Annotated in this window: 14 protein-coding genes; 5 read left to right on the top strand and 9 right to left on the bottom strand. The window is 63.9% G+C overall.

What is annotated here, in order from left to right; translation table 11 throughout:
- Positions 1–140: 140 nt before the first annotated feature.
- Positions 141–815 carry an outer membrane protein gene (locus SLT36_RS04530; protein ID WP_432286060.1) on the bottom strand — a complete coding sequence of 225 codons (675 nt, stop codon included), beginning with the start codon at positions 813–815 and terminating at the stop codon, positions 141–143.
- Positions 816–1,479: 664 nt separating this feature from the next.
- Positions 1,480–4,170: an aconitate hydratase AcnA gene (gene acnA, locus SLT36_RS04525; protein WP_432286058.1), complete on the bottom strand. Its 2,691-nt coding sequence runs from the start codon at positions 4,168–4,170 to the stop codon at positions 1,480–1,482.
- Between the two features lie 284 nt (positions 4,171–4,454).
- On the opposite strand from acnA, the gene ccmA reads away from it, so the two are divergent.
- The 5 genes from ccmA (at position 4,455) to SLT36_RS04500 (ending at position 7,828) form a co-directional block, all read left to right on the top strand.
- Entirely contained in the window at positions 4,455–5,066 is a 612-nt protein-coding gene (gene ccmA, locus SLT36_RS04520; protein ID WP_432286057.1) for a heme ABC exporter ATP-binding protein CcmA, read from the top strand.
- 222 nt (positions 5,067–5,288) lie between these two features.
- Positions 5,289–5,954 (top strand): heme exporter protein CcmB, encoded by a 666-nt coding sequence (ccmB, locus tag SLT36_RS04515; protein ID WP_432286056.1) that lies wholly within the window; start codon positions 5,289–5,291, stop codon positions 5,952–5,954.
- A gap of 120 nt (positions 5,955–6,074) precedes the next feature.
- Positions 6,075–6,239, top strand: coding sequence for a heme exporter protein CcmD (gene ccmD, locus SLT36_RS04510; RefSeq protein ID WP_115730167.1), 165 nt, complete (start codon positions 6,075–6,077; stop codon positions 6,237–6,239).
- Positions 6,236–6,814 (top strand): DsbE family thiol:disulfide interchange protein, encoded by a 579-nt coding sequence (locus SLT36_RS04505; RefSeq protein WP_432286055.1) that lies wholly within the window; start codon positions 6,236–6,238, stop codon positions 6,812–6,814. The genes ccmD and SLT36_RS04505 overlap by 4 nt, the downstream gene beginning before the upstream one ends.
- Positions 6,815–6,937: 123 nt before the next feature.
- Positions 6,938–7,828: a bile acid:sodium symporter family protein gene (locus SLT36_RS04500; RefSeq protein WP_432286054.1), complete on the top strand. Its 891-nt coding sequence runs from the start codon at positions 6,938–6,940 to the stop codon at positions 7,826–7,828.
- Between the two features lie 121 nt (positions 7,829–7,949).
- Here the strand turns inward: SLT36_RS04500 and SLT36_RS04495 are convergent, their stop codons facing one another.
- From SLT36_RS04495 to dapF, 7 genes are all read right to left on the bottom strand, one after another.
- Complete coding sequence (locus tag SLT36_RS04495; protein WP_432286052.1) at positions 7,950–8,117, bottom strand: hypothetical protein; 168 nt, start codon at positions 8,115–8,117, stop codon at positions 7,950–7,952.
- 131 nt (positions 8,118–8,248) lie between these two features.
- Positions 8,249–8,782, bottom strand: a complete 534-nt coding sequence (locus SLT36_RS04490) for an NADPH-dependent FMN reductase (protein ID WP_432286050.1) — start codon at positions 8,780–8,782, stop codon at positions 8,249–8,251.
- Between the two features lie 42 nt (positions 8,783–8,824).
- Positions 8,825–9,439, bottom strand: coding sequence for a pyridoxamine 5'-phosphate oxidase family protein (locus SLT36_RS04485; protein WP_432286049.1), 615 nt, complete (start codon positions 9,437–9,439; stop codon positions 8,825–8,827).
- A 9-nt stretch (positions 9,440–9,448) separates the two neighbouring features.
- Complete coding sequence (locus tag SLT36_RS04480) at positions 9,449–10,096, bottom strand: septation protein A (RefSeq protein WP_432286048.1); 648 nt, start codon at positions 10,094–10,096, stop codon at positions 9,449–9,451.
- A 3-nt stretch (positions 10,097–10,099) separates the two neighbouring features.
- A complete protein-coding gene (gene ftsY, locus SLT36_RS04475; RefSeq protein WP_432286046.1) occupies positions 10,100–11,842 on the bottom strand; it encodes a signal recognition particle-docking protein FtsY in 1,743 nt (580 codons plus the stop codon).
- Positions 11,843–11,855: 13 nt separating this feature from the next.
- Positions 11,856–13,139 (bottom strand): tRNA (N(6)-L-threonylcarbamoyladenosine(37)-C(2))-methylthiotransferase MtaB, encoded by a 1,284-nt coding sequence (mtaB, locus tag SLT36_RS04470; RefSeq protein ID WP_432286044.1) that lies wholly within the window; start codon positions 13,137–13,139, stop codon positions 11,856–11,858.
- The gene (gene dapF / locus SLT36_RS04465; RefSeq protein ID WP_432286042.1) at positions 13,139–14,023 is read right to left on the bottom strand and encodes a diaminopimelate epimerase; all 885 of its coding nucleotides are present in this window, start codon (positions 14,021–14,023) and stop codon (positions 13,139–13,141) included. Before dapF ends, mtaB begins: the two co-directional genes overlap by 1 nt.
- Between the last annotated feature and the right edge of the window lie 188 nt (positions 14,024–14,211).

Here is a 14,211-nt window from a genome sequence, read left to right as displayed (position 1 = left end):
GGATCGCGACCGCTGCCATTTTTCTTGACCTCCAGCCAAGCTGCTCAGTCACGGCATCACCATTGGCAACCGGCACGGACCGTCTAAAAAGACAAAACCCCGGCGCGAGGCCGGGGTTCAAATTGGCAGCCGGGCCGCCCTCAGAACCTGTAAGCGACACCGATCCGCACATCGTGCGTCTTGACCTCGGCCGTCGCGATCGGCGAAAGCTCGAAGCTGCCAAAATCCGCATAGCGATACTCCACGCGACCGATGAGATCGTCGGTGAAGGCGTATTCGACACCGGCGCCGACAGTCCATCCGACCATCGTATCGCCAACGATCGGGCTGATCCGGACGCCGTCTTCGATCGCATGAACGTTGACGTCGGCGAACGCCACGCCGCCGGCAACATAAGGCAGCAGCCGGTCGATTGCGTAACCGGCCTTCACGCGCGCCGCGCCGGACCAGTTGAGCGCATACACGTCGCCGATCGCGGGCGGCGGAAACGGGACTCCCCAGACATACGCCTCCCCGAAACCATCGGCATTGCTGACGGCGAGGTCGGCTTCGACACCGATGACGATCTGGTTGGCCAGCTGATGATTGTAGCCGGCATAGACGCCGCCAAGCCAGCCGTCGACATCGGGCTCGGAACTCAAGCCGGGTTCGGACGTCGTCCGCCCGGTGCCCCAGAGATGACCGGCCTGCACGCCGACATAACCGCCCGACCAGTCGAAGCCGGCTGCCGGCTGCGGCGACGTTGCATCCGCGGCCAATGCCGCACCGCCGGACAGGACAAGCAACCAGGCCGCCCCAAGCGTCATCAACCTCATCAGACCCGCTCCTCAATCTCGACCCGCGAAGACGGGTCCGTCAGGTGGGCAGATGTCCCGGCAGCAGCCGTCTGGACAATACGGCATATGGCGTATTTCGACGTGTCGTTGATGTCGTCAGTAGCTTTGCCAACCCCACCTGCTTCTGCGTCGGCCACCTGGGCACGGACTCCGCAGAATTGCGTTTCACCGTCGCGATCCTTCACACCCCCCTCTGGCCTGCAGGCCATCTCCCCCCAAGGAGGGAGATTAGTCGCGTTGCCGGCGTCGCTCATCCTGCACCGCCATAAACAGCGCTCTCCAAGGCGCTTTGCGGCATTCGCGATTGGCCGGGGCGCCGATGAAGGCGTGATCTCCCTCCTTGTGGGGGGAGATGGCCGGCAGGCCAGAGGGGAGGTGCGGTGGATCACGGCGCCAAAGGTTTGCTTCGCAAAGCACAACCGCGCACGCGCTCATTGTCAGCATCTCGATCACCATCCCGCGTGGACAGCCCTCCCTTCTCGACGCCCGAAAGCGAGCGTGGCAGTGAGGAGATTTGGCAACTGCCGCCGCCGCGGACATCCCGCCTGAGCGAAGCGAGAGCCGGGGGTAACGCGCCTTCTCAAAACAAAACCGCCGGAGCTTTCGCCCCGGCGGTGTGTTTCACATGAATCGCTGCGAAAACTTACGCGGCGAGGTCGCGCAGAACGTACTGCAGAATGCCGCCATTCTTGAAGTAGTCGAGCTCATCAAGGGTATCGATGCGGCAGAGGATCGGAACGTCCTTCACCGAACCGTCGGCGAAGGTGATCTTGGCCACCATCTTCTGGCGCGGCTTGATCGTCTCGAGGCCGTCGATCGTCACCTGCTCGTCGCCCTTGAGGCCGAGCGTCTTCCAGCTGGTGCCCTCTTCGAAGGTGAAGGGGATCACGCCCATGCCGACCAGGTTCGAGCGATGGATACGCTCGAAGGACTGGGCGATGACGGCGCGAACGCCGAGCAGGTTGGTGCCCTTGGCAGCCCAGTCGCGCGACGAGCCGTTGCCGTACTCGACGCCGGCGAAAATCACCAGCGGCGTACCTTCGCTACGATACTGCATGGCGGCATCGTAGATCGGCATCTCTTCCTTGGACGGATAGTGGAAGGTGTAGCCACCCTCGCGACCGTTCTCGCCCAGCATGTGGTTGCGGATACGGATGTTGGCAAACGTGCCGCGCATCATCACTTCGTGGTTGCCACGACGCGTGCCGTACTGGTTGAAGTCGGCAACGCCGACGCCGTTGTCGGTCAGGTACTTGCCGGCAGGTGAAGCCGCCTTGATGGAACCAGCCGGCGAGATGTGGTCGGTGGTGATCTTGTCGCCGAACAGGCCGAGCACGCGCGCGCCCTGGATCTTGCCGATCTGGCCCGGCTTCGAGCCCATGCCGACGAAGTAAGGCGGGTTCTGCACATAGGTCGACTTGTCGTCCCAGGCATAGGTCTGGCCTTCCGGCGCCTTGACGTTCTGCCAGTTCTCGTCGCCCTTGAAGACGTCGGCATATTTGCGGGCAAACAGCTCGCGGGTGACGTTTTCGGCGATGAACTGCTCGATCTCGACATTGGTCGGCCAGATGTCCTTCAGGAACACCGGCTTGCCGTCACGGTCCTCGCCGATCGGCTCGGAGGTCAGGTCCAGGGTCACAGTGCCGGCGAGCGCGTAAGCGACCACCAACGGCGGCGAGGCCAGGTAGTTGGCCTGCACGTCGGGCGACACGCGGCCTTCGAAGTTGCGGTTGCCCGAGAGCACGGCCGCACCGATCAGGCCCTTGTCGTTGATGGTCTTGGAGATCGGCGCCGGCAGCGGGCCGGAGTTGCCGATGCAGGTCGTGCAGCCGAAGCCGACGAGGTTGAAGCCGATCTGGTCGAGCTCCTTCTGCAGGCCCGACTTCTCGAGATACTCGGCAACCACCTGCGAACCGGGAGCCAGCGAGGTCTTCACCCACGGCTTCTGCTTGAGGCCGATGCGGTTGGCATTGCGGGCCAGAAGGCCAGCGCCGATCAGCACGCTCGGGTTCGAGGTGTTGGTGCAGGAGGTGATCGCAGCGATCACCACGTCGCCATGGCCGAGGTCGAATTTTTCACCCTCGACCGCATAACGCTTGGCGGTGTCGACGGTCTTCTTGTACTCGGCTTCGAGCGCGGTCGCGAAGCCCGAGGCGATGCCTTCGAGCGGGATGCGGCCTTCGGGACGCTTCGGGCCGGCCATCGATGGAACGACTGACGCCATGTCGAGCTCGAGCAGGTCGGTGAAGACAGGATCGGCCGACGAAGCGTCGCGCCACATGCCCTGCGCCTTGGAGAACTCCTCGACCAGCGCAATGCGGTTTTCGGCGCGGCCCGACATGTTGAGATAGCGGATGGTCTCGGAATCGACCGGGAAGAAGCCGCAGGTCGCACCATATTCCGGCGCCATGTTGCCGATGGTGGCGCGGTCTGCCAGCGTCATGTTGCTGAGACCGGGGCCGAAGAACTCGACGAACTTGCCGACGACGCCCTTCTTGCGCAGCATCTGGGTGACGGTCAGCACCAGGTCGGTGGCGGTGACGCCTTCCTTGAGCTTGCCGGTCAGGCGGAAGCCGATGACCTCGGGCAGAAGCATCGAGACCGGCTGGCCGAGCATCGCGGCCTCAGCCTCGATACCGCCGACGCCCCAGCCGAGCACGCCCAGGCCGTTGACCATGGTGGTGTGCGAATCGGTGCCGACGCAGGTGTCGGGATAGGCGGTCGTCACGCCATCCTCGGTGTTGGTCCAGACCGTCTGGGCGAGGTATTCGAGGTTGACCTGATGGCAGATGCCGGTGCCGGGCGGCACGACGCGGAAGTTGCGGAACGCCTGCTGGCCCCACTTCAAGAACTTGTAGCGTTCTTCGTTGCGCTCATATTCGAGCTCGACATTGCGGGCAAAGGCCAGCGGAGTGCCGAATTCGTCGACGATGACCGAGTGGTCGATGACCAGGTCGACCGGAACCAGCGGGTTGATCTTCTGCGGATCGCCACCCAGCGAGGCAAGGCCATCACGCATGGCCGCAAGGTCGACGACGGCCGGAACACCGGTGAAGTCCTGCATCAGAACGCGGGCCGGGCGGTAGGCGATCTCGACGCCGGCGGTGCCCTTGTCGACAAGCCAGCCTGCAACCGCCTGGATGGCGTCCTTGGTGACGGTGCGGCCGTCTTCGTTGCGCAGCAGGTTTTCCAGCAGCACCTTCATCGAATAGGGCAGCTGGGAGATGCCGGTCAGGCCGTTCTTCTCGGCCTCGATGAGGCTGTAATAGACATAGTCCGTGCCTGCAGCGGTGAGCGTGCGGCGGCAATTGAAACTGTCGAGTGATTTGGACACGTGCGATCCATCCTTGTCTGTTCAGCCTGAAAGGGAACGGACTCCGATGGGCATGCAATCACGCGCAAAGGTGCGGGTACGGCCATTTCCGCTGTCCGGTCCCAAGCAACCCGAGCCGTTCAAGGCGGCGCGTGCGCTGGTTCGGCGCAAATTCTGTTTCCATGCCGACCGCTGGCATGGTCGAGTGGCATATAGAGAATTTATTGGAATAGTTCTAGACGGAGATTCGCCTATTTTGCTGCGACGCAATGCGGCAGCGAGATGGTCTCGGCGACGGGGGAAGAATGCGGCTTATCGCCGAAAAACTCAGCGGTGAACGAGGTGGCGAGCCGGTTTTCGAAGACATCGGCTTCACGCTGGAGAACGGCGAGGCGCTGATCGTCACCGGCCCCAACGGTTCGGGCAAGTCGACCCTGCTGTGCGTCATCGCCGGGCTTTTGCCGCATGCATCGGGACGAATCAGCATCGAGGACGGCGGCGAGGAGTTTCCGGCCGTTGCCGCAGCCTGCCACTATCTCGGTCATCAGAACGCAATGAAGGCCGCATTGACGGTTCGCGAGAATCTCGAATTCTGGCGGAGCTTTGCGGGCAGTGGAAAGCTGGGCATTGCTGACGCCCTGGACGATGTCGGCCTCGGCGGCCTCGGCCACCTGCCCTTCGGCTACCTCTCCACCGGCCAGAAGCGCCGCGCCGCGATCGCCAAGCTGCTCATCAGCCACCGCCCGGTCTGGCTGCTCGACGAGCCGACAGCGGGTCTCGACAAGGCGTCGGACGCGCGCTTGGCAGGGCTGATGCGGGATCATTGCGCGGCGGGCGGAATCGTCGTCGCCGCGACCCATCTGCCGCTTGGGCTGGAGGGGGTGAAGGCGCTGGAGATGGGGCGGGTGCATGTCTGAAAACGCTGCCCTTCTTAGCACCTCCCTCTGGCCTGCCGGCCATCTCCCCCGCAAGGGGGGAGATTGGCGGCTCCGACCCCGACGCCCCTTCTGCAACATCGGCGATTGGCAATGGCCAGCCCACTGCGTGATCTCCCTCCTTGCGGGGGAGATGTCCGGCAGGACAGAGGGGGGTGGGAAGGAACGCCACCTCTCCGAACAGATCGACGGAAGGCAGCTCCCATGCTAGCCCTCTACCTCCGCGATCTCCGCATGGGCGTCCGCGCCGGCGGTGGCGCCTTGACGGGCGTGCTGTTTTTCCTCGCCGTCATCGTCACCATCCCCTTCGGCGTCGGGCCCGATCTCAACCTGCTTGCCCGCATCGGCCCGGCAATTCTCTGGATCGGCGCGCTGCTGGCCAGCCTGCTCGGCCTCGACCGGCTGTTCCAGGCCGACCGCGAGGACGGCTCGCTCGATCTTCTGGTGCTCAACGCAGACCGCCACATGCTGGCGCTGACGGTGCTGGTCAAATGCCTGGCGCACTGGACAGCAAGCGTTTTGCCGCTGGTCATCGCAGCCCCCCTGCTCGGCCTGTTCATGAACATGGAGCCCATCGGCATCGGTGCTGCGGCGCTGACGTTGCTCGTCGGTACGCCGGCCATCGTTTTCATCGGTGCGACGGGTGCAGCCGTCACCGTCGCCCTGCCGCGCGGCGGGCTCTTGATCTCGGTGCTGGTGCTGCCGCTGGTCATCCCGGTGCTGATCTTCGGCGTCACGGCAAGTTATGGCGCTGTCAACGACCCCGACCCGTTCACCCCTCCGTTCCTGATTCTCTGCGCGCTGACGATGTTTCTGGCCGTCATCGGCCCGTTGGCGGCGGCGGTAGCACTTCGCTCGGGCACCAACTGATCACGTTTCCTTCAACCACAGCGGTGCGGCGCGGCGTCAGATTGCGCAGCGGCACGCTCGCCGCTAAGTGAATGACATGCTCGGAAACAGCGACACGACCAAGCCTTGCCAGGGTGCCCGATGAGCGCCCACGCCCTCTATGTCACGGCGGCTTACGCCGTCTCGGCGATCGCCATCACAGGGCTGGTATTGTGGATCCTGGCCGACCAGCGCGCACGCAAGCGCGAGATGGCCGAACTTGAGGCCGCCGGCCACCGCCGTCGTTCGGACAAGGCCAAGGCATGAGCATCGACAGCCCGAAGCAGGCGGCGCGTCCGCGCAGGCTCATGGTTCTGCTGCCGCTGCTGATTTTCATGGGCCTCGCCGGCCTGTTCCTGGCGCAGCTGCTGTCCGGCCGCGACCTCACCGCGGTGCCCTCGGCGCTGATCGGCCAGATGGCGCCAGAGACCGACCTGCCGCCGCTCGAAGGCATGCAGGTTCCCGGGCTGAACTCAGCCGACTTCGCCGGCAAGGTCACGCTGGTCAATGTCTGGGCGTCGTGGTGCGCGCCATGCCGCGAGGAACACCCGGTGCTGCTCGAACTGTCGAAGGACCAGCGTTTTTCCATCGCCGGCTTGAACTACAAGGACAAGCCCGAGAACGCCCGCCGTTTTCTCGGCGACCTCGGCAGCCCCTACAAGGCGATCGGCGTTGACCAGAACGGCCGCACCGCAATCGACTGGGGTGTCTATGGCGTGCCGGAAACCTTCCTTCTGGGCAAGGACGGCAAGGTTGCCTTCAAGCATGTCGGACCGCTGTCGCCGGAGGCGGTGAGCACGACACTCATGCCCGAAATCGAGAAGGCACTGGCGGCGCAATAGACCGGATCGTGGCCGGCTCGCGCACCACGTGCGAATCATCAAGATTTCAACTACGTTTTCATACAACCGCTGGGGAGAGGCGCGCCGTGACGGCGCGACCGGTGGCTGTTGGGGGAGACGTCAATGCAAGACAGTTCCGCGCTCATCATTTTTCTGCCGTTGGCGCTCGGCGTCATCATGCTCGGCCTCGGCCTGTCGCTGACGACGGAGGATTTTCGCAACGTCCTGCAAAAGCCCAAGGCGGTGATCGTGGCGCTGCTCTGCCAGACCGTCATCCTGCCGCTTGCGTGTCTCGGGCTGGTCTACGTCTTCGGCCTCGAACCGGCATTGGCTGTGGGCATGATGCTTTTGGCGGCAAGCCCCGGCGGCACCTCAGCCAATCTCTACAGCCACCTGGCCGACGGCGACGTGGCGCTCAACATCACGCTGACGGCGATCAATTCGGCGCTGTCGATCGTGACGCTGCCGCTGATCGTCAACTGGTCGCTGATGCATTTCATGTCGGGCGACCAGGCGATCCCGCTGCAATTCGCCAAGGTGATGCAGGTGTTCGTCATCGTGCTCGGCCCCGTGCTTATCGGCATGTGGCTGCGCAGCCGCTTCCCTGATTTCGCCGAGCGCATGGCGCGGCCGGTGAAGATCTTCTCGATGCTGTTCCTGTTCGCCGTGGTTGCCGTGGCGCTCGTGCAGGAGTGGGAAACGCTCAAGGCCTGGGGACCGATCGTCGGCCTGGCCGCACTTGCCTTCAACCTCGTCAGCCTCGGCGTCGGCTATTTTGTGCCCCGCGCCGCCGGCGTCGAAAAACGGCAGGCCACCGCGATCGGCATGGAGATCGGCATCCACAACGGCACGCTGGCAATCGCCATCGCGCTGAGCCCGCTGCTGCTCAACAATGCGACAATGGCGGTTCCGGCAGCGATCTACGGGCTGATCGCCTTCATCACGGCGGCAATCTTCGGCTACTGGCTGAAGCGGGCTCATGGAAGCGCCACAGCGACGATGCCGGTGCACTGAGGCCACTGCGGGGCCCACGATGCTGCAAACGAAAAAGGCGCTTGCGGCATCCCTTGAGGGTGCCCCTGGCGCCTTGTCGCAACGGCCGGTCAAAAACCGGCCGGACATTTCTGGCTAGGAATTAGCCGTAGACCTGCTTGTAGGCCTGGAACAGCATCTCGCTGCGGTCGGCGCGCATATCGGCCAAGTCGCGGCTCGAGAAGCCGTCGATTTCGGCAACGAGGCGCTTGTACTGCTTGCGCTTGGCGGCGCTCTGGCGCGCGCGGGTCAGAAGGTTGTCGAACATCATCTTGCGTTCCTTTCGTCTGCCGCCCAATGCGGCTTGAACCGACCTCCCTGATCGATCCGAACATGACATAGGAACTGTTGCGCTGCAAAATAAGATGCTGCAACGCAGCAATGCACGACGCGCATAACGAGTTAACGAGTGCAAACAAAACTGGAAAACGCCGCCAACCTGTCCCGCATCAATGCAATGCTGGCCGCGTCAGCAAGGATCTCGTCCATCTCCTGCGGTCTCTTGCCGAGCAGCGTAATGGTCAGGTCTTGCCCGTCAAAAAGGTCGAAGGACATTGTTTTCATGATCTCGGCAAGGGCAGCGCGGGCAAATTGCGACCGCGGCGAAGCATGCACCTGCATCGCCGGCTTGCCGACGGCGGCGTCACGTGAAACCAGCCAGTCCAGCGCGTTCTTCAATCCGCCAGACACCCCATGGGCGTATTCAGGACAAGAGACGATCACGGCGTCGGCTCGCGTAACGGCATCGATGAGCGCAGTCACCTCCTTCGGCGTGCGTTCACCCTCGTCATCGGGATTGAAAATCGGCAGGCGGCCAAGACCGTCATAGACGCTGACATGGCAGCCCGGTGGCGCATTGCGCGCCAAGGCGACAACAAGCGCAGTGTTGGTGGAGGCTGCCCGCAGGCTACCGGAAATGGCGAGGATATTGATCAAGGCAAGGCCGCCAAACGTCGGACGAATCGTGTCCGGCGAAAGCTACCACATGCTCTTGCGATAGGATTCGTCCAGTGAGCGGTCGAGCGTTTCGGCATTGTCGGCAAGCGCCAGCTGGTCGCGCAGAATCTGCCCCAGTGTCGGCAGGCTGGCGCGCTCGGGCCATGTGCCGGATGCCCACAGCTCGGAACGCATGAACGCCTTGGCGCAATGCATGTAGACCGCCTTGATGGCGACGACCATGACGGTAACAGGCAGCTTGCCCTCGGCGGCGAGCCGCTCGCGCAACGCCGGATCGGCGGTCAGGCGCGCATCGCCATTGATACGCAGCGTCTCGTTCATGCCCGGGATCAGGAACAGCAGGCCGACAGCCGGGTTGACGAGGACGTTTTCGAGCGTGTCGAGCCGATTGTTGCCCGGCCGGTCGGGAATGGCGATGGTGGCATCGTCGAGGATGGCGACGAATCCCGGCTTGTCGCCCTTGGGCGTGACGTCGGCGTTGCCCCTGTCGTCGGACGAACCGATCAGCACGAACGGGCTGCGCGCCAGGAAGCCCTTGGCGTGATGGTCGAGGCGGCGGAGCTCCTTGCGCACGGCGCCATCACCCGGCGCGCGATAATGTTGACGCAACGCCTGGCGGTCGGTGATGAACTCCATGATGCCCTCTTACTTATGGTCTTCCAGCGAATGGCGCATGATGAGCGGCATCTGGCTGAAAGTGAAGAGCAAGGTTATCGGCATGATGCCCCAGACCTTGAATGCCACCCAGGTGTCGGTCGAAAAAGACCGCCAAACAACCTCGTTGACCACGGCAAGAAACAGGAAGAACAGGCCCCAGCGAAAGGTCAGCTTGCGCCAGCCTTCGGCATCGAGGCGGAAGGCGGATGCAAAGACGTAGCCGAGCAGCGACTTGCCGAACCACAGGCCGCCCAGCAGGATGGCGCCGAACAGCGTGTTGACGATTGTCGGCTTCATCTTGATAAAGACGTCGTCCTGCAGATACAGGGTCAGCGCGCCGAAGACGAAGACGACGATGCCGGAAATCAGCGGCATGATCGGCAGCGAGCGTGTCAGCAGCCACGAGGCGGCCAACGCAATCGCCGTTGCCGCCATGAACAGGCCGGTGGCGATGAAGATCGGTCCGCCGAGCTCGGCAAGCGTCGGGAAGCGCGACGCAAGCCATTCGCCGCGCGCATTGGCAAAGAAGAACACCACCAGCGGCCCAAGTTCCAGCACCAGCTTGAGCAGCGGGCTGACCTCTTCCTTCTTGGTTTTCGGGTCGGAAGGATCGCGTTCGAGGATGGGTGCGTTCATGGATCAGGCGACTCCTGCGATCGCCTTGGCGAAATCGCTTGCCGAAAAGGGTTCGAGATCGTCGACCTGCTCGCCGACGCCGATGAAATAGACCGGCAGCTTATGTTTGGCGGCGATTGCGACCAAAATACCGCCGCGCGCCGTGCCATCGAGCTTGGTCATGACCAAACCGTTCACACCTGCGACATTGCGGAAGATCTCGACCTGGTTGAGCGCATTCTGGCCGGTGGTGGCGTCGACGGTCTGTAGCACCGTGTGCGGCGCTTCGGGATCGAGCTTGCCGAGCACGCGCACGATCTTTTCGAGCTCGGCCATCAGTTCGGTCTTGTTCTGCAGGCGGCCGGCCGTGTCGATGATCAGGACGTCGGAACCCGCAGCCTTGGCTTGTTCGAAGGCATCATAGGCAAGGCCCGCTGCATCCGCACCGAGCTTGGTGGCGATGACGGGCGACTTCGTCCGCTCGCCCCAGATCTTCAGTTGCTCGATGGCTGCGGCACGGAAGGTGTCGCCGGCGGCGAGCATGACAGACAGCCCGCCTTCGGTCAGCTTGGCGGCAAGCTTGCCGATGGTCGTGGTCTTGCCGGTGCCATTGACGCCGACGACAAGGATGACATGCGGCTTGTGCGACAGGTCGAGCTCCAGCGGCAGCGCCACCGGCTTCAGCACCTTCTCGACCTCGACCGCCATGATGGAGCGGACCTCGTGGTCGGAAACGTCCTTGCCATAGCGGCTCGCCGCCAGAGCGTCGGTGACCCGAAGCGCCGTCTCGACGCCGAGATCGGCGCGGATCAGCACGTCTTCGAGATCCTGCAGCGTGTCTTCGTCCAGCTTTCGCTTGGTGAAGATGCCGGCAATGTTGCCCGATAGTTCCTTGGACGAGCGCGACAGGCCCTGGCGCAGGCGCTGGAACCAGCTCTGGCGTGGCGCGGGCGCCGCCACTTCGACGATTTCGGCCTTCTGCTCGACCTTCTTCTGGACGGTGACCTTGCCGGCCGAGGGTTTCGGCTCAGGCGCAGGGGAAGCCTGTACCGGTTCAGTGGGAGCGGGAACGACAACAGGCGCAGGCTTGGAAACAGCATCGCGCAGCGCGGCTACCGGCTGCGCTTCCTCGACCGCCATCGCCACCGGCTCGGGCGCTTCGACTGCGATCGGCGCAGGCTCCTCGTCGACTGGCTCGACGGGACGTGGTTCAGCCACAGGTTCCGGCGGTACAGAGGCAGGCGCCTCGACGACGGGCTCTTCGACAACCGGCTCCGTTTCAGGGGCACGCATTGTCGGCTCGGGCGCAGAGGGCACCGGCTGGGCCGGAACTTCTTCGGGCAACTCCGGCGCTGCCGGCTCAACCGGCGGCAGCGGAACCTCCGCCGGCGCTGGCTCCGGCTCGACCGGGCTCGGCGCAGGCACGGGCTGCTCGGCTGGCTTTTCCGGCTCGACGGCAGGTTCTTCCTGCGGAACGGGCTGCGGCCCGGGCTCGACCGGTACCGGCTGTTCGGCCGGCTTTGGCTCCGGCACCACTGGCGGCGTCGGCGGCGTTTCTGGAGCCGGCTCCGGCGTCGGTTCTTCGATCGGAACGGCCGGTGTCTCCCCGGCAACAGGCGTTTCCGCTGCGGCCGGCACCTCTTCCGCCGGCTTCAACGCTTCCAGAGCGTCAAAATTCAGCGGCGGCAGAACCTCGTTCTCGGCCGGCTGCTCGACCGTCTCCTTCTTGCCGAAGGAGAAAACTTTCTTGATGAACCCGAATGCCATGCGGTCGCTTTCGTCAGGCCGCACGCGCGGCGGCCGGTGCCGCTGTCAGCCGCTCGCCGTCATGTCCGGCGATGTCGACTTCCATGATTTCACCCGCCGTGCCCCTGTCGATCGCAACGAGCGTAAAACCTTCCGTCCGGCCGAGCCCCTCGCGCTCGACAAGCACCTTCTGGCGCGAGCCCTTGAGGCTTTCGAGATGGTGCGTATAGGCGACGTCTCCGGCAGCGCGCAGGCGGGCAGCGCGCTGCTTGACGATGTCGCGACGAACCTGCGGCATACGCGCGGCGGGCGTGCCCTCGCGCGGGCTGAACGGGAAAACGTGGAGATGGGTCAACCCACACTCCTCGACGATGCGGATCGAATTCTCGAACATCTCGTCGGTCTCGGTCGGAAAACCGGCAATGATGTCGGCGCCGAAGACAATGTCGGGGCGAAGCTTGCGCACATCGGCGCAAAACTGGATCGACTGGTCGCGCAGGTGGCGGCGCTTCATGCGCTTCAGGATCATGTCGTCGCCCGACTGCAGCGACAGATGCAGATGCGGCATCAGGCGGGTCTCGGTGGCAACCGCCTCGAGCAGGTCCTCGTCAGCCTCGATCGAATCGATCGAGGAGAGACGCAAACGCTGCACATCAGGCACCTGGCGCAGAATGGTCTTGACCAGTTTACCCAGTCGCGGCGCGCCCGGCAGGTCGGCGCCGTAGCTCGTCATGTCGACGCCCGACAGCACCACCTCGGCATAACCGTTACCGGCAAGGCGCTTTATCTGCTCGACCACCGCGCCCATCGGCACCGAGCGCGAATTGCCGCGGCCATAGGGAATGATGCAGAAGGTGCAGCGATGGTCGCAGCCGTTCTGCACCTGGACGAAGGCGCGTGCGCGGCCTTCGATGGCATCGACCATGTGGCCAGCCGTCTCGCGCACGGAAAAGATGTCGTTGACGCGGGCCTTCTCGAAATCGTTGACGCCGAAGTCCGGCAGCGCCCGGTAATTGTGCGCCTTGAGCTTTTCCTCGTTGCCGAGCACGAGGTCGACCTCGGCCATGTCGGCAAAAGCCGCCGGGTCGGTCTGGGCGGCACAGCCGGTGACGATGATGCGCGCGTCAGGGTTCTCGCGGCGCGCCTTGCGGATCGACTGCTTGGCCTGGCGCACCGCTTCGCTCGTCACTGCGCAGGTGTTGAATATGACCGCGCCGCCCTTGAGTTCTTCAAGGCCTGCGGCCTTGGCCTCGCGCTTCATCACCTCGGATTCGTAGGTGTTGAGGCGGCAGCCGAAAGTTACGACGTCCACCGCCATCAAGCGACGTCCTGCTGATCGCGACGCCAGGCGCCGGTCGCCGGATTGAAGCGGCCGGAGAATTCCCACTCGGCGGGACCGGTCATGACGACATGGTCGTCGTTGCGCCAGTCGATCTGAAGCGTACCGCCGCTCGGCACGGTGACGGTCACGCTACGGCCGGTACGGCCGGTGCGCGCAGCGGAGACGGCAGCAGCACAGGTGGCCGAACCGCAGGCCAGCGTCAGGCCGGCGCCACGCTCCCAGGTGCGCAGGTTGAGCGTCCCGGGCGAGGTCACCTGGGCGATCGAGATGTTGGCACGCTCGGGAAAGATCGGATGGTTTTCGAGCAGCGGGCCGAAACGGTCGAGATCGTAGGACCAGACGTCGTTGTCGACCCAGAAAATGGCGTGCGGATTGCCCATCGAGGCGACCGAGGGCGAATGCAGTACAGGCTGGTCAATCGGCCCGATCTGCAACTCGATGGCGCGGGTGTCGCGGAATTCTTCCGCCAGCGGGATGTCCTGCCAGCCGAAGCGGGGAATGCCCATGTCGACCGAGATCGAGCCGTCCTCATGCTCTTCGGCATTGAGGATGCCGGCGACAGTCTCGAAGGTGAACACCTTCTGTCCGGTCTCGGCGGCCAGCGCCTGGACGACGCAGCGCGTGCCGTTGCCGCAAGCCTGGGCATGGGTGCCGTCGGAGTTGATGATCTCGATGTAGTTCACGGTGCCCGGGGTGCGCGGGTCGTGGATCGCCATGATCTGGTCGAACTTGGTCGCCGGATCGGCGGCAAGCGCAATCGCCGCGGCAGGCGCAACGCGGTCCGCGCGACCGCGCATGTCGGCAACGATAATGTCGTTGCCGAGCCCGTTCATCTTGGCGAAAGGGGCCTCAATGGCCATGGTCGGTAAGTCTCGCGGCTGTTCGGGGCCTATATGGCGGAAACATCACCGAATTACCAGTCTCGCGGCACGTTGGCCTATTGAGACAATTTTGCAACAATTTCATACGCAAACCCTATTTTAACCATATCAGGTTGAAATTCTGCCAACTTCGCCGCTTTAGAGGCGAATTGTCGATCGCGCGGGGG

Origin of the sequence: Aminobacter sp. BA135 (assembly GCF_050859125.1) — a bacterium.
Classification (GTDB): Bacteria; Pseudomonadota; Alphaproteobacteria; order Rhizobiales; family Rhizobiaceae; genus Aminobacter; species Aminobacter ciceronei.
The sequence above is the reverse complement of the archived record's forward strand: the minus strand, read 5'-3'. Positions and strand labels throughout refer to the sequence as shown.

Coding starts and splice junctions, on each gene's coding strand:
- SLT36_RS04500 (WP_432286054.1), top strand. CDS start 6,938: ATGCAAGACAGTTCCGCGCTCATCATTTTTCTGCCGTTGGCGCTCGGC.
- dapF (WP_432286042.1), bottom strand. CDS start 14,023: ATGGCCATTGAGGCCCCTTTCGCCAAGATGAACGGGCTCGGCAACGAC.
- ftsY (WP_432286046.1), bottom strand. CDS start 11,842: ATGGCATTCGGGTTCATCAAGAAAGTTTTCTCCTTCGGCAAGAAGGAG.
- SLT36_RS04495 (WP_432286052.1), bottom strand. CDS start 8,117: ATGATGTTCGACAACCTTCTGACCCGCGCGCGCCAGAGCGCCGCCAAG.
- ccmB (WP_432286056.1), top strand. CDS start 5,289: ATGCTAGCCCTCTACCTCCGCGATCTCCGCATGGGCGTCCGCGCCGGC.
- SLT36_RS04485 (WP_432286049.1), bottom strand. CDS start 9,439: ATGGAGTTCATCACCGACCGCCAGGCGTTGCGTCAACATTATCGCGCG.
- SLT36_RS04530 (WP_432286060.1), bottom strand. CDS start 815: ATGAGGTTGATGACGCTTGGGGCGGCCTGGTTGCTTGTCCTGTCCGGC.
- SLT36_RS04480 (WP_432286048.1), bottom strand. CDS start 10,096: ATGAACGCACCCATCCTCGAACGCGATCCTTCCGACCCGAAAACCAAG.
- ccmD (WP_115730167.1), top strand. CDS start 6,075: ATGAGCGCCCACGCCCTCTATGTCACGGCGGCTTACGCCGTCTCGGCG.
- ccmA (WP_432286057.1), top strand. CDS start 4,455: ATGCGGCTTATCGCCGAAAAACTCAGCGGTGAACGAGGTGGCGAGCCG.
- mtaB (WP_432286044.1), bottom strand. CDS start 13,139: ATGGCGGTGGACGTCGTAACTTTCGGCTGCCGCCTCAACACCTACGAA.
- SLT36_RS04505 (WP_432286055.1), top strand. CDS start 6,236: ATGAGCATCGACAGCCCGAAGCAGGCGGCGCGTCCGCGCAGGCTCATG.